The 21,628-nt window shown below is 66.1% G+C and carries 20 protein-coding genes and 1 pseudogene; 10 read left to right on the top strand and 11 right to left on the bottom strand.

Annotation, left to right across the window (positions count from 1 at the left end; translation table 11 throughout):
• Window positions 1-1,116 (bottom strand): glycerate kinase, encoded by a 1,116-nt coding sequence (locus tag ACIBW7_RS00685; protein WP_397042763.1) that lies wholly within the window; start codon window positions 1,114-1,116, stop codon window positions 1-3.
• On the opposite strand from ACIBW7_RS00685, the gene ACIBW7_RS00680 reads away from it, so the two are divergent.
• Entirely contained in the window at window positions 1,110-1,298 is a 189-nt protein-coding gene (locus tag ACIBW7_RS00680) for a hypothetical protein (RefSeq protein ID WP_397042761.1), read from the top strand. The genes ACIBW7_RS00685 and ACIBW7_RS00680 overlap by 7 nt on opposite strands.
• Window positions 1,299-1,394: 96 nt before the next feature.
• Here the strand turns inward: ACIBW7_RS00680 and ACIBW7_RS00675 are convergent.
• The 4 genes and pseudogenes from ACIBW7_RS00675 to ACIBW7_RS00660 form a co-directional block, all read right to left on the bottom strand.
• Window positions 1,395-1,802, bottom strand: a pseudogene (locus ACIBW7_RS00675) (arsenate reductase ArsC); the annotation flags it as partial.
• Between the two features lie 17 nt (window positions 1,803-1,819).
• Complete coding sequence (locus ACIBW7_RS00670) at window positions 1,820-2,545, bottom strand: aquaporin (protein ID WP_397042759.1); 726 nt, start codon at window positions 2,543-2,545, stop codon at window positions 1,820-1,822.
• The gene (locus ACIBW7_RS00665) at window positions 2,542-2,919 is read right to left on the bottom strand and encodes an ArsR/SmtB family transcription factor (protein ID WP_397042757.1); all 378 of its coding nucleotides are present in this window, start codon (window positions 2,917-2,919) and stop codon (window positions 2,542-2,544) included. Before ACIBW7_RS00665 ends, ACIBW7_RS00670 begins: the two co-directional genes overlap by 4 nt.
• A gap of 66 nt (window positions 2,920-2,985) precedes the next feature.
• The gene (locus tag ACIBW7_RS00660) at window positions 2,986-3,516 is read right to left on the bottom strand and encodes an ArsI/CadI family heavy metal resistance metalloenzyme (protein WP_397042754.1); all 531 of its coding nucleotides are present in this window, start codon (window positions 3,514-3,516) and stop codon (window positions 2,986-2,988) included.
• Between the two features lie 102 nt (window positions 3,517-3,618).
• Between ACIBW7_RS00660 and ACIBW7_RS00655 the strand changes: the two genes are divergently transcribed.
• On the top strand, window positions 3,619-3,978 hold the full coding sequence (locus ACIBW7_RS00655; RefSeq protein WP_397042752.1) for an Rv2640c family ArsR-like transcriptional regulator: 360 nt from the start codon (window positions 3,619-3,621) through the stop codon (window positions 3,976-3,978).
• Window positions 3,979-4,144: 166 nt separating this feature from the next.
• On the top strand, window positions 4,145-4,591 hold the full coding sequence (locus tag ACIBW7_RS00650) for a nitroreductase family deazaflavin-dependent oxidoreductase (protein ID WP_397042751.1): 447 nt from the start codon (window positions 4,145-4,147) through the stop codon (window positions 4,589-4,591).
• 88 nt (window positions 4,592-4,679) lie between these two features.
• On the opposite strand, the gene aroQ is transcribed toward ACIBW7_RS00650, so the two are convergent.
• Together aroQ and ACIBW7_RS00640 are read right to left on the bottom strand one after the other, a co-directional pair.
• Window positions 4,680-5,117, bottom strand: coding sequence for a type II 3-dehydroquinate dehydratase (gene aroQ / locus ACIBW7_RS00645; protein ID WP_397042749.1), 438 nt, complete (start codon window positions 5,115-5,117; stop codon window positions 4,680-4,682).
• A 24-nt stretch (window positions 5,118-5,141) separates the two neighbouring features.
• Window positions 5,142-5,723 (bottom strand): hypothetical protein, encoded by a 582-nt coding sequence (locus tag ACIBW7_RS00640; RefSeq protein WP_397042747.1) that lies wholly within the window; start codon window positions 5,721-5,723, stop codon window positions 5,142-5,144.
• 415 nt (window positions 5,724-6,138) lie between these two features.
• Here ACIBW7_RS00640 and ACIBW7_RS00635 point away from each other — a divergent pair, with 415 nt between their 5' ends.
• Window positions 6,139-7,818, top strand: a complete 1,680-nt coding sequence (locus tag ACIBW7_RS00635; RefSeq protein WP_397042745.1) for an NTF2-like N-terminal transpeptidase domain-containing protein — start codon at window positions 6,139-6,141, stop codon at window positions 7,816-7,818.
• Here the strand turns inward: ACIBW7_RS00635 and ACIBW7_RS00630 are convergent, their stop codons facing one another.
• From ACIBW7_RS00630 to ACIBW7_RS00620, 3 genes are all read right to left on the bottom strand, one after another.
• On the bottom strand, window positions 7,819-8,196 hold the full coding sequence (locus ACIBW7_RS00630; RefSeq protein WP_397042743.1) for a DUF3054 domain-containing protein: 378 nt from the start codon (window positions 8,194-8,196) through the stop codon (window positions 7,819-7,821).
• Between the two features lie 775 nt (window positions 8,197-8,971).
• On the bottom strand, window positions 8,972-10,084 hold the full coding sequence (locus ACIBW7_RS00625; protein WP_397042742.1) for a YbhN family protein: 1,113 nt from the start codon (window positions 10,082-10,084) through the stop codon (window positions 8,972-8,974).
• Window positions 10,085-10,205: 121 nt separating this feature from the next.
• Window positions 10,206-11,762: an adenylate/guanylate cyclase domain-containing protein gene (locus tag ACIBW7_RS00620; RefSeq protein ID WP_397042740.1), complete on the bottom strand. Its 1,557-nt coding sequence runs from the start codon at window positions 11,760-11,762 to the stop codon at window positions 10,206-10,208.
• A 254-nt stretch (window positions 11,763-12,016) separates the two neighbouring features.
• Here ACIBW7_RS00620 and ACIBW7_RS00615 point away from each other — a divergent pair, with 254 nt between their 5' ends.
• The 4 genes from ACIBW7_RS00615 (at window position 12,017) to ACIBW7_RS00600 (ending at window position 16,817) form a co-directional block, all read left to right on the top strand.
• Complete coding sequence (locus ACIBW7_RS00615) at window positions 12,017-13,147, top strand: AI-2E family transporter (protein WP_397044098.1); 1,131 nt, start codon at window positions 12,017-12,019, stop codon at window positions 13,145-13,147.
• Window positions 13,125-14,330 (top strand): MacS family sensor histidine kinase, encoded by a 1,206-nt coding sequence (macS, locus tag ACIBW7_RS00610; RefSeq protein ID WP_397042738.1) that lies wholly within the window; start codon window positions 13,125-13,127, stop codon window positions 14,328-14,330. The genes ACIBW7_RS00615 and macS overlap by 23 nt, the downstream gene beginning before the upstream one ends.
• Before the next feature lie 409 nt (window positions 14,331-14,739).
• The gene (locus ACIBW7_RS00605) at window positions 14,740-15,372 is read left to right on the top strand and encodes a response regulator (protein WP_397044096.1); all 633 of its coding nucleotides are present in this window, start codon (window positions 14,740-14,742) and stop codon (window positions 15,370-15,372) included.
• Window positions 15,373-16,115: 743 nt separating this feature from the next.
• Window positions 16,116-16,817 carry a DUF1707 domain-containing protein gene (locus ACIBW7_RS00600; protein ID WP_397042736.1) on the top strand — a complete coding sequence of 234 codons (702 nt, stop codon included), beginning with the start codon at window positions 16,116-16,118 and terminating at the stop codon, window positions 16,815-16,817.
• 280 nt (window positions 16,818-17,097) lie between these two features.
• Here ACIBW7_RS00600 and ACIBW7_RS00595 read toward each other — a convergent pair whose 3' ends face one another.
• Window positions 17,098-18,288 carry a helix-turn-helix domain-containing protein gene (locus ACIBW7_RS00595; RefSeq protein ID WP_397042734.1) on the bottom strand — a complete coding sequence of 397 codons (1,191 nt, stop codon included), beginning with the start codon at window positions 18,286-18,288 and terminating at the stop codon, window positions 17,098-17,100.
• A gap of 317 nt (window positions 18,289-18,605) precedes the next feature.
• Here ACIBW7_RS00595 and ACIBW7_RS00590 point away from each other — a divergent pair, with 317 nt between their 5' ends.
• Both ACIBW7_RS00590 and ACIBW7_RS00585 read left to right on the top strand, forming a co-directional pair.
• Window positions 18,606-19,064, top strand: coding sequence for a hypothetical protein (locus ACIBW7_RS00590; RefSeq protein ID WP_397042732.1), 459 nt, complete (start codon window positions 18,606-18,608; stop codon window positions 19,062-19,064).
• Window positions 19,065-19,318: 254 nt separating this feature from the next.
• Complete coding sequence (locus tag ACIBW7_RS00585; protein WP_397042731.1) at window positions 19,319-21,451, top strand: DUF2339 domain-containing protein; 2,133 nt, start codon at window positions 19,319-19,321, stop codon at window positions 21,449-21,451.
• Window positions 21,452-21,628: the final 177 nt, after the last annotated feature.

Raw genomic sequence — 21,628 nt, 5'->3', positions numbered from 1 at the left:
TCATAGGTTGTCGGCACCTATTTGTTCGCCGACACGAGTGAGTAGCTGTGCCGCATCGGCGATGGAGCGGGCAGGGTCCGGTTCCAGATCGGCAAGGGCGTAGCAGGCGGTGAAGCCTGCCGCTCGGATCTCGTTGGGCGTCAATTGCGTTCGGCCGACGGCGGCCACCACCGGGACGCCCGCCTTGCGCGCCGCCTCGCAGACACCGATCGGGGCCTTGCCGTGCAGGCTCTGGGTATCGAGGGCGCCCTCACCGGTGACGACCAGGGTGGCTCGGTCGAGAAGTACTGGGAAATCGAGGAGTTCGAGTACGACCTCGATGCCGCTGCGGACCTGCGCGCCGAGCACCGCGAGTGCGCCGAATCCGGTGCCGCCTGCCGCACCCGCGCCGGGGGCCTGCGCGAATTCCGGCGCGACAATCGTGGCCCAATTAGTCAGCGCCGCTTCGAGAATGGACAGATCCGACGGTGTCGCACCCTTCTGTGGCGCGTATACCGCGACTGCCCCGGTTGGGCCGAGTAGCGGGTTGTCGACATCGCAGGCCAGGGTGAAGGTGGCCGCCGCGATCCGCGGATGCAATCCGGTGCGATCCAATCGCGCGGCACGCGCCAAAGTCGCTCCGCCTGTGGATAGTTCAGCGCCATCGGCATCGAGGATTCGCGCACCGAGGGCCCGCAGCATGCCCGCCCCACCGTCGGAGGAGGCGCTGCCGCCCAAGCCGAGCACGATATCGGTTACCCCTCGATTCAGCGCATGTGCGATGACGACGCCGAGTCCATAGGTATCAGCTCCGAGCGGATCAGGTTGTCCCCCTGCCAGTTTCGTCAGTCCGACCGCTGCGGCCAGTTCGATCACGGCCGTGGTTCGGTGTACCGCATAGGCGGCGGTGCCGGGCGCGCCGGTTGGTCCGGGCGCATCGACCTCGATCCGCTCCCAACCCGCGGCCACGAATGCGTCGACGGTTCCGTCACCGCCATCCGCGACCGGCACCTGTCGGATCTCGGCATCCGGACAGGCGCGCATGATGCCCGTGGCCAAGGCGGCCGCGACCGCGGGAGCGGTCAGCGAGCCCTTGAATTTGTCCGGGGCGAGCACCACCCGGGGCGCGGATGTCATCTCCACATTCTCGGTGGTGGTTCCGAAGGGCGCACGTCGGCGACATCGACCCCGCCGCCGCCGCCGAAATCGCCGCCCGCCTCTCGCTCACCCTGCTCCTCATCCCCGACAGCATCTTCCCCCTCGACACCGACGACGCCGCCCGCACCTTCGCACGCAACCACCTCATCCCCACCGGATAACCAGAACCCGCCGCATCCGATTCATTCGGTGGTTCTCGACCACACCTTCGGCGAAATCCCTGCCGAAAACGGCGGCTTAGTTGTACGTGTCCAAGACTGGGCGGGGATGCCGAGTTCGTCGAGTAGGCCGCGGACGCGTTTTTCGATGTCGTCGCGGATGGGGCGGACGGCATCGATATCTCGGCCCGCGGGGTCGTCGAGTTTCCAGTCCAGGTACTGCTTGCCGGGGAAGTACGGGCAGGCGTCGCCGCAGCCCATCGTGATGACGACGTCGGATCCTCGCACGGTGTCGGCGGTGAGGATTTTGGGGATCTCGGCGGAGATGTCGATCCCGATCTCGCGCATGGCGCCGATGGCGGCAGGGTTGACCTGGTCGGCGGGCGCGGATCCGGCAGAGCGGACTTCGACCAGGTCGCCGGCGAGGTGGGTCAGAAATGCGGCGGCCATTTGGGAGCGTCCGGCGTTGTGTACGCAGACGAACAGCACGCTGGGTTTGGATGTCATCGGCGGAGTGTGTCTTTTCAGGCGGGACCCGTGACAGGGTGCGGTGTGACGATGTTTTCGGCTGGTGCCGGGTCGGGGTAGAGCAGCCCGATCAGGGCGAATCCGATACCGGCGCCGAGGATTTGGGCAGCGATGAACGCGGGCACCGAGGCGGGGGCGATACCGGCGAAGGTGTCGGAGAAGCTCCGGCTGATCGTGACAGCCGGGTTGGCGAAGGAAGTGGAGCTGGTGAACCAGTAGGCAGCACCGATGTAGGCGGCCACCGCCGCAGCCGACATCGCGGCCCGGCCGGTGCGGGCCAGGGCGAAGATGACCGCGATCAGCCCGGCCGTGGCCACCACCTCTGCGACCAAGTGCCCGGTGGTAACACGGTGATGGGTGGAGATCTGGACGGCACGCTGGTCGAACATGATGTTGGCCAGTACCGCTCCGGCCGTCCCGCCGAGGACCTGCGCGCCGATGTAGGCGGCGAGGTCGGTAGCGGTGAGTCCGGTACCACGGCGGCGTCCGGCCCACCAATCCGCGACTGAGACAACGGGATTGAAATGTGCTCCGGAGACCGGGCCGAGCATCAGAATCAAAACCCCGAGCCCGAAAACGGTCGCGGTCGAGTTCTCCAGTAGCTGCACGCCGCTGTCGTGCGGCGAGAGCTGTTGGGCGGCGATACCGGAACCGACGACCGCGCACACCAGCAGCGCGGTCCCGACGAACTCGGCCAGCAGCCGCCGCGGCAGCGCACTCATCGAGCGAGCGCCTCGGGCAGCATGACGTCCAGAAACCGCGAAAGTTGGTGCAGGGCGGCGGGTTCGACGCGGTAGTAAACCCACGATCCGCGCCGTTCGCTCGACAGCAGCCCCGCTTCCCGCAGCACCTTCAGGTGGTGGGAGATGGTGGGCTGGGAGACGTCGAATCCCTCGGACACATCGCACACGCAGGCTTGCTGGCCGGTATGGCCGGCCACCACCGACAGCAGGCGCAGCCGGACCGGATCCGACAACGCCTTGAACACCGCCGCCAGGTCGGCGGCGGTCTGCGCGGTCACGGGTTGCCGAGCCATGGGCGTGACCTCACACGCGGGTGAGGTCACGTCGGTCAGCGGGAGCTCTCGATTCGACACGCATCGATATTGATGGTTATCGAATCCGAGGGCAAACGAACAACGGATGAACGAACCCGCGAACGGTTAGTTGCAGCAGGATGCGCCGGAGGTGACGGCGTCCTTCTTGGCGTCGCCGGCGCAGCACGCCCCCTCGGCGGCAGCATTCTCGGCGGTGCCGCAGCACACCGACACCGCCTGCTCGTCATCGATCTTTTCGCCGGTGGCGAGTTGCGGTGCGGTGCCGAAGGTTTCGCTATCGGCGAGCACGGTGTAGACCTCCCAGCGTTCGGCATCCGGGGCGGTGACCCACACCTTGTCCTGGGTGGCGAAGCAACAGGTGGTCGCGATCTGCTCCTCGGTGAACAGTCCCGCCGTCGACAGGCGCGCAATCTCGGCGTGCACCTGATCGCTGGATTCCACCTCGACGCCGAGGTGATCGAGGCCGCCACCATGGCCGGGATGCTCGATCAACACGAGCTTGACCGGTGGCTCGGCGATGGCGAAGTTCGCGTAACCCGGCTTGCGCTTGGCGGGTTCGGCATTGAACAGGGTCGAGTAGAACTGCACCGCCTGATCGAGGTCGTCGACTTTGAGGGCGAGCTGAATGCGGGACATGAGAACCTACCTCCACTTGTGAGACATATATCGAAAAGCTGACGAGGTCGAGTCTGCACCACCTTTTCGACATATGTCAATAAGGTGGTTAGAGTTGATTGCATGCCCAAGGCACTGCCCGTGATCGACATGTCCGCTCCCGTCTGCTGCGCCCCCGTTGCCGCCGCACCGATCGACGATGCTGCCGCGCTGGAAATCGCATTGCGGCTCAAGGCCATAGCCGAACCCGTCCGCGTCAAACTGCTGTCCCTGCTGCTCACCAGCCCTGCCGGTGCGGAGAACACCGGTGATCTCGCCCAGGCGATCGGACTGGCTGAATCCACGACCAGCCACCATCTCGGCCAGCTGAGAAAAGCGGGCCTGGTCGAGACCGAACGCCGCGGCATGAACACCTACCACCGCGCACTACGCGACGCCCTGGCAGCGCTGTGCCTGGTTCTGGACCCCAACTGCTGCAGCTGAACCCGGCCTTTCCGGGAGGATCCAGCGTCCATTGATCGCGACATCGTGGCCGGTGAGCAGGTGCTCGGTGGGCGTCCAAAGAAAAGAGAGCAGTGCTCTTGACTTGGCGCGAGCCGGTGTGGAACACTGATCTCAACAGAGAGCAGTGCTCACAAAGGAGTAGGAAATGGACGCCAACACCCGCTACCTCGGCCCCACCGGCATGGACCCGATCATGAACAAGATTGCCAACTGGCTGCCTCGCCTCGGCATCAGCGTTATGGGGTCGCGGCTGTTGGCTGTGCGCGGACGTAAGAGTGGCGAATGGCGCACCACCATGGTCAATCTGATGACCGATACCGATGGCACGCGGTACCTGGTCGCGCCGCGCGGCCACACCCAGTGGGTGCGGAATCTGCGCGTCGCGGGCGACGGTGAGCTGCGGCTGGGCCGCAAGGTCGAGGTGTTCACGGCAACCGAAGTGGCCGACGAGGACAAGGTGCCGCTGCTTCGCCTCTACCTGCAGAAGTGGGGCTGGGAGGTCGGCAAATTCTTCGAAGGTGTCACCAAGGACGCCACCGATGCGGAGCTGGCCGAGATCGCCCCGGGCTTCCCGGTCTTCCGACTCGCCTAGTGCGACAAGCCGATCCGGTCGGCCGATCCTTTCGAGCGACCTGCAAGCAGTCGCTAGCCGACCCTTTCGAGCGACCTGCAAGCAGTCGCTAGCGATGGATCAGGAATTCGATGGCCGCGGCATAACCCTGAATCCCCATCCCGGCCACCACCGCGGTGGCGATGGGGGAGATGTAGGAGTGGTGCCGGAACTCCTCGCGCGCATGCACATTGCTGATGTGCACCTCGACGATCGGGAGTTCCGGAATCACCAGCGCATCATGCAGCGCGACCGAAGTATGCGTGAGCCCACCGGGATTGATGACAATGCCCGATTCGACGCCGCGCGCCCGGTGGATCCGATCGATCAGCGCTCCTTCGGAATTCGATTGGAACGCATCGATCTCGCGGCCGTACCGGGCGGCGGTCTGTCGGCACAATTGGACGACATCGTCGAGCGTGGCCGACCCGTAGACCTCCGGCTGGCGGGTGCCGAGCATATTGAGGTTCGGGCCGTTGAGAACCAGGATCGGGCCAGGTGTCGACATGGCTTAGACACTAGCCCGCCCTGTTCAGAGTCCCTGCGGACCTTCCGATCGCAGGTCGTCGACTTTCCGCATGGCGGTGCGCAACTCCTCGAGCCAGGCCTCGGCATGTTTGCCCGCCAACTTCACCGTCCAAGCCAGCGCATCCGCGCGCGAGCGCGCCACACCGGAATCGACGAGCGTGTCGAGCACCTTGCGCTCCGGCTGCCGCAGTCGCGTCATAACCGGAACCGCCAAGTGCGTGAACATGATTCGTTCGCCGTCCACCGAGACGCCCCACGCGACGCTGCGGCCGTAGCGGCGCTGGGCCTCGTTCGCGATCTGCATGCGGGCCGGACGGGTGGTCTCGCGGAAGCGGGCGACCGCGCCCTCCTTCGTCGCGGCCGGGACCTCCTCGGCGGGAGTGTCTTCCTTTTCCGATACCGGGGCCGGGAGCTCGCCGATAACCACGATCTCGTCCCGGTCGATTTCGATGACGGGCGGCCCGGCGAACCAGTCGCTCGGCAACCTTCCGGCGAACCAGTCCGGAGCGTCCGCGGGATCCGGTAGATCGGCCTGCTGCCAGCCGCCCGGTCGTCCGAAGCCCCGTCCCCGATGCTCATGCCTCATTGGGATTCACCTACTTACTGTGGTGCCTGTATTTCATTGATTACAAGATTACGTCGCAAACTGCGCGAGTGGTTCTGCTCTGTGCGAACGGTTTCGGCCACCGCCCGTGCGGGTACGCCAGATAAAGGTGTGTGCTGGTCAACGAGGCCCTGCACGATCGAAACGCCAACGCGGGCCGCCGAAACGCCGACGTGGGCCGTTTTCTGACAAGTTCGTGTTCCGGCCGGTACGGTTGCGGCGCCGGGTGTCGCAATGGGACCGGGGGACGTCCATGATCGACCAACCGAAGCACAAGCTTCGGGAACAATTGGAGATACTGAGCATGGGTAACGTCCGGCTGGCGCGGCGCGGCGGGCAGCTAATTTCAGGTACGGTGGTCTTGTTACTGGAGTGACAAGAGTAAAGAGTGGGCGACATGGATGTGTGGGGATCCCGCCGCTATCGCGTCCGGGGCGCAATCGCACTCTCGGGGGTGGTGGCGCTGGCTATCGCGATCGGGGCGTGTGGTTCCGACGCGAAGCGCAATGAAGCCGAGTACGTCGTCGATCGCTTCACCGCACTGCTCGACGAGCAGAACTATACAAAGGCCGCGGAGCTCACCTCTTATCCCACGGCCGCATCCGCAACGCTGAAACAGATGTTCGCCGGATTGCAGCCGGGCAAGGTCGACTACCAGAAAACCCAATTCATCGGCCTGGACCGTGAGGCGGGCCTGTTCAGCATGGACGTCGCCTGGAACTTCGGCGAGAACAAGACCTGGCGATACAGCCTGCAGGGCAACGTGCGGAAGTTGGCGATCGGCTGGCGCATCTCCTGGGATCCCGCCGTCGTCATGCCGCAGCTGGACCACAACCGGACGGTCCGGCTCGTGCGCACCACGCCGACCCCGCCGCCGCGGGTCAAGGACATCGTCGGCGATGCGCTGATGACCGAGCAGGTCATCAATGTGGTCAAACTCGATCCCGCCAAGACGACCGATCCGGTGGCCTCGACCGATGCGCTGGCCAAGGCCATCGCACCGGTCGCGCCGCTGATCACCGGACCGTCGCTGATGCAGCAGCTGTCGACCTCACAGGGCAAGCCGATCATCGCGGTGAATCTGCGCGAACCCGATTTCGCGATCCTGGAATCCGCGCTGGCCAGGGTGCCCGGCGTGGTCATGGAGAAGCAGCCGCGGCTGATCTCCGCCGACCGCCGGACCTGGTCGCCGATGCTGGACGCGCTGCGCAAGGTGTGGCAGGACGGCCAGGATCTGCACTCCGGTTGGGGTGTGCAGATTTTCGAACAGGACGGACGTTTCGTCGGCCAGATCGCCGGTTACCAGGGCCCGCCCGGTCCGGATATCGCGGCCACCATGGATCAGCGCCTGCAGCGCGCCGCCGAGGATGCCGTGGTGAGCGTCGGGACGCCCGCCTCGATCGTGGCGATCCAGCCGTCCAGCGGCGCGGTCGTCGCGGTCGCGCAGAATACGCAGGCCAGTGAGCACGGTTCGGTCGCGTTCACCGGGCTCTATCCGGTCGGCACCAATATCGATCTGTTCCGCAATGTCGCCGCGGTGCTGAAGAACAAGGCACCACAGGATGTCTCGGTGCAGGATGCGGCCGAATCCGCGCCGAACCTCGGTGTCGGCGTCGATTACAAGGTGCCGGGATTGGACGAGGTCACCGGCCGGGTCGCGGTCGCGGGGCGCAGTGCCGAGCAGGTGCGCCAGGGCGGCGGTACGGATGCGGTGCTGGCCAGCCCATTCGGCATGGCGATCGCCGCGGCCGCCATCGCACGCGGGCAGGTGCCGCCGCCGATGATCGAGGCCGGACACCCGAGCGCCACGGACGCACAGGTCCCCGAGATGTCACCGCAACTCACCGATCGGCTGCGCGCGATGTTGCGCGACGGCGCGGGCCGACCGGAGTTCGCGCCGCTGCGGCCCTACCGCGATGTCATCGGATTCATCGCAACTGCGGGCAATGACGGTTGGCTCATCGCGAATGCCGGGGATCTGGCCTTCGCGATTCACATCAATGACGCTGACAGCGGCGACGCGACCGCGCGGATGGCGGCGAGGTTGTTCCAATCCCTGGCCACCCCTGAGCCGTGATCAGTTGATGGCTTTGATGGCCGCGCGCCAGCCGAGCAGGAACAGTGCGAGCACACACGCCGCGACGATGATGAAACTGAATGCCGTGCCCTGACCGCTGATCACGCGCAGCAGCATGCCGCCGCACAGGGTGCCGAGCCAGACCAGAACTCCGGTGGGCCACAAGGCGGTTCCGTCGAATTGCGCCGCTCGCTTTTCGCCGGATGCACGGCCGGGCACGGCGACCGCAAGCAACCAGCCGATCGCGAGCCCGATCGCGAACGGCCACACCGTCTTCAGCAGTCCGGCGAGTACCGCCTCCTCATGGCTGCGCCGCCCGATCGCGCAGAACAAGATCACTAGAAGTGCGTCCACCGCCAACGGCACCAGTTTTCTCACCCGGGCCAGCGTAGTAGTGCACCAATCAGCCGTGGGACGGCACACCTGCTGGTCACGTCCCGGACTTACTCGACTCGCGCGGAGCGAGTCTTACGAGCGACCTGTTCGCGGCCCGTCTCGCGTCCGGGTCGTCGAAGCGCATGCGACGAAGTCTCCGGCCCGCCCGCCCGGCGCGTGCCCGTCAGGCGCCGAGTGATCCGTCATCGGCGATCAGCGCGGAGTGAGTCTTACGAGCGAGGAGTTCGTGGCCCGTTTCGCGTCCGAGTCGTCGAAGCGCATGCGCAACAGACGTCGGACTCGACCATCCGTGGCGTGTGCATCGCTGGCCGGACGATCCGCTATCGGTGACCCCAACGGAGTGAGTCTTACGAGCGAGGAGTTCGTGGCCCGTTTCGCGTCCGAGTCGTCGAAGCGCATGCGCAACAGACGTCGGACTCGACCATCCGTGGCGTGTGCATCGGTGGCCGGACGATCCGCTATCGGTGACCCCGACGGAGCGAGTCTTACGAGCGAGGAGTTCGTGGCCCGTTTCGCGTCCGAGTCGTCGAAGCGCATGCGCAACAGACGTCGGACTCGACCATCCGTGGCGTGTGCATCGGTGGCCGAGCGATCCGCTATCGGTGACCCCGACGGAGCGAGTCTTACGAGCGAGGAGTTCGTGGCCCGTTTCGCGTCCGAGTCGTCGAAGCGCATGCGACGAAGTCGCGAGTCTCGACGACTCGGACGCGAGACACCAGGGGGCCGCGAACCCGCCGCGCCGCAGGCGCGGCCAAAATTACAGCGTGCGGCGCTGTTCGAACTCCTTCTCGAATTCGGCGTCATCGGCCTGCGGAGTGCGGAAGAGGAAGGCGAAGACGATCCAGCCGATGATCGCGACCAGGACGAAGCTCACCAGGCGGTAGACGAAGGCGGCGGCGACGGCCTGGGAGGCGGGCAGGGCCGCACCGGCGGTCAGGCCGTAGATGAGGGTGGCGTCGACGTACACGATGCCGCCGGGTGCAAACGGGATCGAGCCGACGGCCTTACCCACGGCGAATGCGATCAGCAGACCGGCCGGCTTCGGATCGGCACCGATCGCGTAGCAGGCGGCGCCGAGACAGGCCACATCGGCGAAGCGGTGCACCAGCGCCCAACCCGCGACCATGGCCCCGTCGCGCTTGCCGAGATCCACCGATTCCAGCTGCGAGAGCATATCGGCGATCTTGTTCATGCCCTGCTTGGCGGGGCGTTTGCGGATCCGGTTGAGCAGCGCGAGCCCGCGGCGCAGCACGGCCTCCAGCGCGCCCGGATTCTTCGACAGGTGGTTGCCCGCCCACACCAGTGCGACCACACCGGTCAGCGACAGTATGAGCTTGAACGGCCCGACCCGGTCGCCGACCAGCAGCGCACCGCCGACGCCGAGCAGTGCCAGTCCGGCGGTCGCGATCACACCGGACATCACCAACTGCCAGGAGGCGACAATCGGATTCGCACCCCACCGGCGGGTCTGGCGATAAGTGAAAGCGGTGGAGAACACCTGTCCGGCAGGCAGCGTCACCGACATGGCGGTGGCGCCGTAGACGACGGCGGCGGATTTGTGCTGACGAACCTCGACACCGCCGGCATGCAGCAGTTGCTTCTGCACCCGGCTGAATCCACTCATCGACAGTGCCTGCAACCAGATACAGGCGGCGACCCAGCCCCAATGAATTTCGGTGAGGTTATTCCAGGAATCGTGTAATCGTGGCCAGAGGTAGTAACCCTCGCCGATCAGCAATGCCAGTAGGGCGATGCCTGCGACCCACTTGACCCACCAGAATTTGCTCCGGCGACCACGTTTCGCCGGTCTATCGGGGTCGTCGGACGGCTGCGGCGCAGGCTCGCCGGCTAGTTCCCCATTGGCCGTCACGCGGTCAGCCTAACGAACCGACTGTTTCGCTGTCTGCATCGACGTGCGGAGCCAGTATCTAATCGGCGGTGCTTCCGAGGCCCTCCGTGGTTACGGAGGCTGCCTCCTCCGGGCCCGGCCGCTAGCGACTGCTTGCAGGTCGCTCGAAAAAACCAGCTCGCACGGCGCCATCCTTCGGCCAGGCCAACCTGGTCTTTCGTCGCCGCCCGCGCAGCTGGACTTCCTCGCCCGTCAGCCAAAAGTCCTGCTCGCTTTCATCGGCGAAATACAGCGCGCTGCCCGAGGCGAGTACGCGGCCGGGTTGATCCTTGGCCAGTTCGGTCAGGCGTGATGCCTCGTTCACCGGATCGCCGATCACGGTGTATTCGAAACGGTTTGCGGCGCCGATATTTCCGGCGACGGCCAAGCCCGCCGAAACTCCGATGCCGATATCGAGTCCGGGCACCTCGCGCAGGACTTCGCGTAGTTCACGGGCGGCGGCCAGGGCGGCGGTCGGTGCGTCCGGGCGGTCCAGCGGGGCGCCGAAGATCGCCAGTGCGGCGTCGCCGACGAACTTGTTGACGAAGCCGTGATGCCGGTCGATGACGTCGACCACGATGCGGAAGAACTCGTTGAGCAGGCTGACCACCTCGGTCGGCGGTCGCTCCGCGGCGGTTGCGGTGGACCCGACCATATCGACGAACAGCACGGCCACGAATCGGGTCTCGCCGCCGAGTTCGGTGCCGTAGTCGAGTGCGCGCTGCGCCACCTCCTCGCCGACATGCTGGCCGAAGAGTTCCTGCAGCTGGCGGCGCTTGGCGGCCTCTTCCATCATGCGGTTGAAGCCGACCTGCAGCAGTCCGATCTCGCTGCCGTCGAACACCTCGACCTGCACGTCGCGGGCGCCTTCCTGCACCCGGTCGATGGCCTGGCTGAGCTGGCGCACCGGGTCGGAGATGCTCGATCCGGTCAGCATCGACAGCGCCAGCGCCTGCATGATCACCACGCCGCACAGCAGCAGAATGGAGATGGCCAGCGACTGCGCGGAGAACTTCACGTCCGACGAGATCTGGGTGACGCACAGCAGCACGATGGCGATGGTGGGCGCGAAGGTGCCCATGCCCCAGGTCATTCCCATCCTGGTACCGACACCCGGTGTCAGCGTGTGGTCGAACGAGCCCTCGGTGAGGGCCTGCGCGGCGACCGGGCGCAGAATCCGTTCGCCGAGCATGTAGGTGAATCCGAAGACGATCGTCGCGGCCATACATTCGGTGACGATGACCGCGCCCGCCAGCTCCGGTGCGTCCACGATGATGGTGGCCGCCAGAATGGCGCCGCCGATCAACCACAGCACCAGATGCAGGATCGCCTGACGCAGCGGCGCGTGCAGTGCGGCCATCTGCTCTTGGTGGCTCGGCGGCCCACCGCGCATCTGCCAGCGCATGACCGGACGCAGCATCAGCGCCGAAGCGGCCAGGCTCAGCAAACCACCGGTGGTGAAAACCAGGCCGGGAATCACCAGGCCGGTGCGTCGCGCACCGGCCGCCTCACCTTCGGGAACCGGGAGTCCATATTGGATGAACGCCCACACCAGGACCGCGCCGAAAGCATTGGCCAACAGCATCGATGTCAGGTACAGCGGCCAGCGCGTTCGCATGGTCTGTTTGACCGCTTCCAAAGGGTCGCGTCCAGCAGTCATGTTTTCCCCAGGGGGCGCGCGTCCAGCCATGTAGGTACTGTGGCTGGACTTGCTTCCAAGGGCGCTGACACGATCACCAATCTAGCGTTCAGCTCATCCGAGCATGTCCGCGGCGCTCTGCGGCCATTAGGCTCGCGGAGGTGACCGACCAGAAGGTTAGTGCTCTCGGAAAAGCCACTGCTGCGCGGTCGGCTGCTGATTCTGTACATCCGTTCGTCCGAGTTTCCGCCGAGTGGGCGTGGCGGCTGCTGGTGATGTTCGCCGCGCTGATCGCGATCACGATGGTCGTGCAGAAATTGGCGACGGTGGTGATACCGCTCGCCATCGGCCTGCTGGCCGCCGCATTGCTGGCGCCGCTGGTGGATTGGATGCAGCGGCTCGGGGTGCCGAGGTCGGTGGGGGTCTTCGTCGCGCTGGTCGGATCGCTCGGGGTGGTCGCGGGAATCATGACCTTCGTCATCGAGCAGTTCATCGAGGGCGTACCGCAGCTGTCCGACGAAATCACCCACAGCGTCCACGAGGTTCAGGACTGGCTGATCAATGGTCCGCTGCATCTGAGCAATGAGCAGATTCGGAATGCGGGCGACACGATCGTCAAAACGATCCAATCGAACAGGGAAGGTCTGACCAGCGGGGCATTGACCACCGCGACGGTGATCGGGCATGTTCTCACCGGCGCGTTCCTGACCCTGTTCATTCTCATCTTCTTCCTTTACGGCGGCGATCAGATCTGGCACTTCATCACCCGGATCGTGCCGACCCCGCATCGGGAAAAGGTGCGCACCGCAGGGCAACTCGGCTTCGGCACGCTGGTCGGATTCGTCCGCGCGACGGTGGTGGTGGCGCTCGTCGATGCCATCGGCATCGGTGCCGGTCTAGCGATTCTCGGGGTGCCGCTGGCATTGCCGTTGGCATCGCTGGTGTTCATCAGCGCGTTCATCCCGATCGTCGGTGCATTCCTGGCCGGGACCATCGCGGTATTCATCGCATTGGTGACCAAGGGCTGGGTGACCGCGGTGATCGTGCTCGGCATCATCATCGCGGTGATGCAGCTGGAAAGCCATGTGCTGCAACCATTGCTGCTCGGTCGGGCGGTGAGCATCCATCCGCTCGCGGTGGTGCTGGCCATTGCCGCGGGCCTCGTGCTCGGCGGGATCGCGGGCGCTCTGTTGGCGGTTCCGTTCGTCGCGGTGATGAATACCGCGATTCGGTCGCTGCTGTCGGAGAGTCCGGAGGAGGCGTTCGAGGAACTGCACACCGGTGACGGGGGTCGATTTGCGGTGGAGCCGGATGAACCGGAGCCCGGCCGGTTCGATGTGGATGCGGTGCTGACCAAGGAGATGCACCGGGAGGACCGGTCGGATGACTCGGCCGGGTCCGACTGAGGTCGGCGCAGCCGAGCTGAGCGCGGACGATGCGGCGACCGCGCCGCTGTGGCGTGCCGTGCAGGCATTGCGGCTGGTCACGCTGCTCTATGCGGTCGGTCAGCAGATCGCCTCGGTGCAGTACTACCAGAATCAGCAGCTGAGCTGGGTACTGATCGCCGTGATGGCGATGTGGTCCGGTGCGTCGGCATTCATGTTGTCGCAGTGGCACTTTCCCGATGTCGCGCGGCTGCGGTCGTGGGTGGTGATCGGTGATCACGTGGTGGTGATCGCATTGATCGCTTCGACCCGGTTGGTCGCCGATTACGGCTGGTACCACGGGCATCAGACGCTGCCGACCACGCTGTGGGTCGCCAATGCCGTTGTCTCCGCGGCGATTCTGCGCGGGCCGCTCGCCGGTGTGCTCTCCGGGCTTCTGATAGCGGCGTTGATCGTGACGGTCCGCGAGCAGTGGGGCCAGGATGTGTGGGCCGATGCGACCGCGCCGGTGCTCGTCTCCATCGGGCTGGCGCTCGGACTGGCGGCCAACACCGCGCGTCGGGCGCAGGGGCAGCTGGAACGGGCCGTTCGGTTGACTGCGGCGGCCGAGGAAAGGGAGCGGCTGGCCCGTGAGGTGCACGACGGCGTGCTGCAGGTGCTCAGCTACATCAAGCGGCGCGGTAACGAGATCGGCGGTCCCACCGAGGAATTGGCGCTGCGGGCCGCGGAACAGGAAGTGGCGCTGCGGGTTTTGATTTCCGAGCAGGGTAGGCACAGGGATACCGGTGGTGCGGATGTCGATCTGCGGCCGCTGCTGACCGTACATGCGACGCCATCGGTGTTCGTATCGACGCCGGGTGAGCCGGTGCGGGTCGGGCGTTGGATGGCGGGGGAGATCGCGGCGGCGGTGGCGAACGCGCTGTCCAATGTCGCGCTGCATGCGGGGCCGGATGCGAAAGCTTATGTGCTGCTGGAGGATACCGGCGACGAGCTGATCATCAGCGTGCGCGATGACGGTGTCGGGATTGCGCCGGGGCGCTTGGAAGAGGCGGAAGCCGAGGGGCGCATGGGGGTTTCGCGATCCATTATCGGTCGTATCGAGACATTGGGGGGAACGGCGGTATTGCTGACCGAGGAGGCTGGTGGGGTTGGCTTCGGTACCGAGTGGGAGTTACGGGTGCCGCGTTCGGGAGGTGTGGCGTGAGTGCTTGCGCGACGACTCTTGCCGGCGCAGGTTTTGTCGTGAATAGCGACCGGCGTGCGGACGCTGCCGCGTGAACGCACCCGCGGCTGCGCTGGCCGGAGTCGGTGTCTCCGGGCGTTCGAGCGTGGAGGAGGACACTGTGACCAGTGGTAGTGCGGCCGAAGCGATTCTTGCCCCCAGGTGCTCGAGCGCGCGGAGGAGTGCGTGGTGACCAGTGATGATGTGGCCGAGGCGGTCCGGTCATCGATGGCCCCTGGCTGCCCAGGTGTCCGCGCGCGGAGGAGTGCGTGGTGACCAGTGATGATGTGGCCGAGGCGGTCCGGTCATCGATTGCCCCGAGCTGCCCAGGAGCCCGAGCGCGTAGGAGGACGGTGTGACCAGCGATGATGCGGCTGAGGCGATTTCAGTGATGGTGGTCGACGACCATCCGATGTGGCGGGATGGGGTTTCCCGTGATCTGGCCGAGGCGGGGTTCGTGGTTGCCGCGACGGCGGATGGGGTGGGGTCGGCTACTCGGCGGGCGGCGGCGGTGCGGCCCGCAGTGGTGTTGATGGATATGCAGTTGCCCGATGGGAATGGGGCCCAGGCGACTGCGGAGGTACTGCGGGTATCGCCGGAGAGCCGGGTGCTCGTGTTGTCGGCATCGGCCGAGCGCGATGATGTGCTGGATGCGATCAAGGCGGGGGCCTCGGGCTATCTGGTCAAGAGTGCGTCCGCGAGCGAGTTGATCGAGGCGGTGCGGGCCACAGCGGCTGGGCAACCGGTGTTCACGCCGGGGCTGGCCGGGCTGGTGCTCGGTGAGTATCGGCGGATGGCGACCGCGCCGGTCGAACCGGATGAACCGCATCGGCCCGCGCTCACCGAGCGGGAGACCGAAGTATTGCGGATGGTTGCGAAAGGCTTGTCCGCCAAGCAGATTGCGTCGCGGCTCGGGCTCAGCCATCGAACCGTGGAGAACCATGTGCAGGCGACCTTGCGGAAGTTGCAGTTGGCCAACCGGGTTGAACTGACTCGCTATGCGATCGAGCAGGGGCTCGAGTAGGTACGCAAGGGTTCTCTAGCAGGTGCGCAACGGTTCTCGAATACGTGCCCGCAACGGGTTCTCGAGCAGGTGACGGCAACGGGTTCTCGAGCAGGCGCGCAATGGTTCTCGTTTAGGTGGCGCAACGGTTCTCGGGCTCCTGCGCGGCGGTTTCGGTCCCCAGAGGTTTCATCGCGGCCCGATCATCCTGCGGGGTCCATGTGTCGGGCGGCGCAGTAGGAGACATTCGCCGTGCTCCACCGGGCACCCCGTCTCGCTAGTGGACACCTGTACACGGGGCCCGGCAGTGGGCCGGTGTACCTGGTGTGTGGGTTCTTCCTCCGCCACGGGGTCGTCTTCGTGCCGGTGGTGCAATGGAGTCCCCAGTGGCTCAGGTGATGTGCGGGGTTTGGCTGGCTGACGTACTTGTGTGATGTGTGGGGGACGGTTCGGGTGTGTGCGGAAGTCGGTGGGGGTGGAGCAGGGTGTCCGGTGGATCGTGGTGATGTGCGGGGTTTGGCTGGCTGACGCACTTGTCTGATGTGTGGGGAACGGTCCGGGTGTGTGCGGAAGTCGGTGGGGGTGGAGCAGGGTGTCCGGTGGATCGTGGTGATGTGCGGGGTTTGGCTCGCCGATGCACTTGTGTGATGTGTGGGAAACGGTCTGCATCTGTGCGGAAATCGGTGGGATCGGGGCCAATGGGAGTGGGGAATCGGGGATTGCCCTGATGCGTGGTGGGTGCTGGGCTCGGTAATCTCGGATTCATGGGTGGCCCCGAATCGGTATCCAACGGTGACGGCTCCGGTGACGTGGTCGGCGGTCGTGAGCTGCGTGTTTCCGATGCCGAACGCGAACATGTCGGTCAACTGCTCCAGCGCGCCGTCGGGCTCGGCATGCTCTCCCTCGGGGAGTTCACCGAGCGAATGGATACCGCGCTGGCCGCCAAGACCCGCGGTGAACTGAATGCCGTGCTTGTCGACCTGCCCGGTGTGCGACTCGTCGGCCAGCCCGCCGCGCCGCCCTCGACATTCGTGAATTCCTCGCCCGCCTTCACGAAGCGGGTCTCACCGCCGCCGTCGGTCCCGTCGCAGGTCACGCCGGGGAATGTGATCCGCAGCCGCCTGTCCGGGGTCAATCGCCGCGGTCCCTGGCAGGTCGCGCCCGCACTGCATCTGAACAACTGGCTCTCCGGCGTCACCCTCGATTTCACCGAGGCGATCATGTCGACCCAGGTCGTCGAGGTGCACGTCGACGACTACCTCAGCTCACTGACCCTGATCGTCCCCGCCGAGGCCACCGTCGACCTCAACGCCGTCGACCTGATCGGCTCCAGCGTCAACAACAAAGTCCGCACCGGCCCACCCCTCGGCCCACTCCACATCGTCGTACAAGGCCGAATCCGCTTCGGCTCGATAACCGCCAAACACTCTTTGCGCGCCCAGTGGCGCAAGTTGATGGGAAGCTAGCGCGGACCGACTCGGGGAGGTCGGTCGCCGGGCAGCTCGAACGGTGCAGGCGCATTGCGGGGAGCTGTTGCGGGCAGTGCGGATTCGGTGTGTTCGGCGGTCCAGCAGCGCGGATCGCGTGAGTCCGATGAGTGAGGCGCAATTGCTCGGTACAGCGGCCAGGTCTTCGCTGCACACGCGGTGGCCGCTGAGGCGCAACTCGCCGACGGCGCCCGCGGCGATGCGGAAAGCACCCGCGGCTGAGGCTGAACTGCCGTTATCGAGCGGATCTCGACGCCGATCAGGTGTTGACGCCGATGCGGCGGGCGAAGGCGCGCAACGGGACTCGGCGGTCGTGGTCCAGTAGTTCGGAGACGATGTGCCGGGGCAGGGACTGGTATTTGATCCAGTCGGCGCCGCCGACGCGTTCGGCATCGAGCAGGGCGGCGAGGGCGCGCTTGTGCTGGCCGGTGCGGGTCAGGGCGACGGCCGTATCGGTGAGGTGGCGGGCGCGGGAGGCTTGGGGCAGACCGCAATTCGCGGGCATGTCCTGCGCGGCGGTCAGCGCCTCCGGATAGCGTTCGGAGCTGATATTCACATCGACCGTCTGCATGACGACTTGTGAAGGGCCGAAATAGGTTTCGTAATCGTGACGATCGACGCCGAGGCGCAGCGCGACCTCACCCGCCGCTTGGACCAGCGACAACGCTTCGGGAACGTCCTGCGATCGACCGGCCGCGGTTGCGCCCTGCAGGACCAGCGATCCGTACGCGGACAGGTGTGCCGGAGCTGCGTCACCCTCGGGCTCCAGATCCGCCGCCGCCCGCAGCGCGACCTTGCGCGACTCGTCATAACGGCCCTGCACCAGCAGCTGCCAGGCGACCGAGCCGCGAATAGTGGCCAGCAGCAGCGGATCGTTGCCGAGCTCGGCGGCGGCAAGTGCCTGCCGGATCGCGAGGAACGCCGGATCGGTCTGCCCGAGATGGACCAGGGTGCAGCCGGTGACCCAATACATCCGTGCGAGTAGTTCATTCGCGGATGCGACCGCGCCGTTGCGGGCGGCGTGCACAGTTGCCCGCAGCTGGGTGAGTCCGGTTGGCAGGATAGAGGTCAGCAGTTCGTAGTGGCCGGTCCAGTAGGCGCCCCACGCGTAATCGACTGCGCGACCGCCCTCGTCGAGGCCGATCGCATCCTCATCCGGGATCTCGCCGAGCAGATCGTCGACCGGGGTCAGTGCGCGTCGGATCGCGACGATACCGGCATCGGGATTGCCGGAGGGGATGCCGTGTCGCTTGCCCACCAGGTCGGAGATGTCGACATCCAGTGCGCGCGCGAGTTTTTGCAGACTGGCGATAGACGCGGTCTGGCGGCCACCCTGTTCCAGTTTGCGCACCAGATCCACGCTGACACCGGCTTGGTCGGCGAGTTGGCGCTGCGTGAGCGCCTTTCCGCGGAACAGCCTTATCCGCACGCCGATCGACGAATCGTCCATTTAGCCAAGTCCTTTGTTACATCCTTGTTTCAGGGTACGACGTTAAGTGATCGCGCTCACCCGAAGTGGGACATTACGTACGACTCGTTCCTGCGTGGTTGGAATACCTTTGCCTTTCTGCAACTTTGAGAATGCAAAGGGCGGCGGCAATGATCACCATGCCGAATACCACCGTGCGAGCTCTCCGCGCCGATCGCGCGTTCGAGCCGGGTGTCCAGACCAGTCGATCCGCGCGCCACACCCAGCGCGTGCGCGAACAGCACGGTCCGCTACGTAGCGGGGGCTGCCCGGTCTGCGGACGTGGGGAGGGGTAGGCCATGTTCGAGCGCTGTCACTCGCCCCACGAAATCGCGCACATGCTGCGACATCGGTACGGACTGCCGGTCCAACTGCTGGCCGGTCGCCCGACGATCACCACCGGATCCATCCTCGGTGCCCTGATGATGCCACCGGATCTCGGCCGCAAGGTCCTGGCCACGCTGGACCGGACCTACACGGCCCCGGTGGTGGCCGAACCCGGCGAACGCACCTGGACCTTCCTCGTCGCGCCGCCGAGCCCGGCCACCCCGGTCGAGATCAGTGTGCGCCGCTGCCTGGCCGGACATTACGTGACCGTCATCCCCCCTGGCCGCCACGTCCTGCTCCCCACCACCGACTCCCAACTCGGCTGGCACTGGGCAGGCGAACCAACCCCCGGCGTCCTGCGCATGCCACCCCGCTCCGCGGTGATCAATGCGGTCTACCAGGTCACCAACATGCGCTCCCACACCCTGTAGTCAGCGCCGACCCCCGCCCTGCCACGACCGGGCGGGGGTTGATCGGCAAGGGTGACCTGGCGATTGTTCACGACCAATCCGAATGACTACGGCGGCTTGGCGAAGCTGTTGACGGTAATCCGTTGGAGCGCTGCGGCGGTAGGCATCTTTGTGCTGGGTGACTCGGGCGCGCAGCTGGAATTCGAGTAGATCCCGGATGAGTACCAGTGGTTTCTACTCATGTTCCGGTGGGCTCGGGAAATCAGCATTGGGATATGACTACGTCTATCGATCCCGCGCTGATTTCGCGGTTGTCCGGGGAGTTCGCTGCGTTGGGAACGCAGATGGGCGTCCTCGGCCGAGATCTGGATCTGTTACGAGCGCAGGTTGTCGCCGATTCGGTTGCGGCATCTGCGGTTTCGCAGGAGTCGACCGGAGGTACGGCGCCACAGCAGTCAGCTTCTGCCGATGTTGCGGGCGCTCCCGCCATGCCGGCGGCGGGGGTAACCGCCGCGGGGGCGGTACCTGGCGCGCCGATGGCGGGTGCGGTGCCGTCGGCACCAGTTCCGGGCGGGGTGGGGCGGATTCCGATGCCGCCGGCCCTACCTTCGGGATGGGCGCGGCCGGTACCTGGGTATGGCGCACCGGGCGGTGTCGGGATGTCCGGGTGGGCTGCGGGACCGGGTGGGGTGCCGGGGCCCTCGGGTATGCCCGGCGGGTTTGTGCCGACGATGATGCGGGGGCCGGGAGGTGGGGCGGTTCCGCCGGGGGTGCCGCCGCGTCCGCCGGGGCGGAGTGCGCCGAAGACGCCGTGGTGGCAGCAGGAGGGGATGATCAGCCGGGTCCTGGCGGTGGCCGGGGTGGGGGTGACGCTGATCGGGGTGGTGATGCTGTTGGTGCTCGCCGCGCAGGCCGGGTTCTTCGGGCCGGTGCCGAGAGTTGTCGCCGGGGCGGTGTTCTCGGCGGCGCTGGTGGGGGCCGGGGTGCGGGTGTTCGGACGGGCCGGTGGTCGGGTCGGTGGAATTTCTCTGGCTGCCACCGGTATTGCCGGGGCGTATCTGGATATGGTCGCGGTGACGGCGATCTACGAGTGGTTGCATCCGGTGGCCGGGCTCGCAGTGGCGCTCGGTGTTGCGGCGGGTGGGGTCGGTTTGGCGATGCGGTGGCAGTCGCAGCCGCTTGCGGTGCTCGTGGTCGCGGGTGCGGCGTTGTTGTCGCCGTTCGTCACTTCGGAACTGGTGCTGTTCGCATTCCTGATCGTGTTGCAGTTGACCTGTGTGCCGGTGCAATTGGTTCGCGATTGGCCGTTCCTGCATGTGGTGCGCACGGTGCCCGTGACTTTGGCGACCTTGCTCGCCATTGCCGTCGCCGTCGCCGACGATCCGGCGCAGGGCCGGGTGTACTGGCTGCTCACCGCCGCGCTGGCGATTGCGGCGATCGGCTTGGTCGGCGGTGTTCTGGTGGTACGCAGGCGACCCGGCGATATCGTCGCCGTGCTGAGCTTCGCGCTTTCGACGGTTCCGCTCTTGGTAGCCCCCGCAATGTTCGAGCGGAACTCGGCCAGCTTGGTCGCGGCCGTTTATGCGGCAGTCCTGTTGGCCGTGTCGGCATTGCCCATGGTGCCGAAATTGCGTGAGCGGGTACAGATTCCGGGTTCGATCGCATTCGTCTCCGCGATCGCCGGTTCGTTCGCGCTGCTCGAAGCGTGTGTCGGCGTGACACGACCGCAGACCCTGCCGATCGCGCTGTACCTGGTGGCGCTCTGCTACCTCGGGTTGGCCGGGCAGCGGCGCTCCCGCATTACCGCCGCCATCGGCGCGGCATTCACACTGGTCGGCTCGGTAGTGTACTTCACCATCGTGGCTCCGGAAGCGCTTGCGACACAACGGCTTGCACACCTCCGCCTGGGGGTCGCGACCGCTCTGGGAGCTGTCCTTGCGCTCGCAGTCTTCGCCGTGGGCGTCTGGTGCGCCCGAAGACTCCCCGGCATGGCGAAGGGCGGAACCGACGAGTCGACGCTGTTCGTCGTCGCGAGCATCGCGGGCTTGTATGCGGTAACCGCCGCGGCGGTCTCGATCGGCATCGCGACCGGCAGCGCCGACGGTTTCATCATCGGCCACAGCGCCGCCACCATCCTGTGGATGGCCGCCGCCACGGCTGCGCTGTTCTTCGGCCTGCGCAACCTGTCCCGCTCGGCCGCCGTCGCCAAACTGGCACTCGGCTCTGGATTGCTCGTCACCGCAGCCGCCCTGGCCAAACTGTTCCTCTTCGATCTGGCCACCCTCGATGGCCTGGTCCGAGTAGCAGCCTTCCTGGTAGTCGGCGTCCTCCTGCTCCTGGCAGGGACCCGCTACGCCCGAGCTTTCGCCGAAGCCGGTGCCACAGCTCCGGATTCAGCAGAACGCTGAAAATTGCAGTATCAGCCGAGGACAACCTGAGCCCGACGCCGATCCGGTGAGCCATCGGGTTCGCACCGAGCGGCCCGCAAAACCGCTGGCATCGCAGCTGCTCAGTGTCGTTCAGCCGTCACCGACGAATCCGCCACCGGTACCCGGGGAGGAACCGATTTGGCTCGAGCCGCACGC

Source organism: Nocardia sp. NPDC049526, assembly GCF_044465765.1.
In the GTDB taxonomy this organism is placed as follows: Bacteria; Actinomycetota; Actinomycetes; order Mycobacteriales; family Mycobacteriaceae; genus Nocardia.
This window is presented reverse-complemented; position numbering and strand designations above follow the sequence as displayed.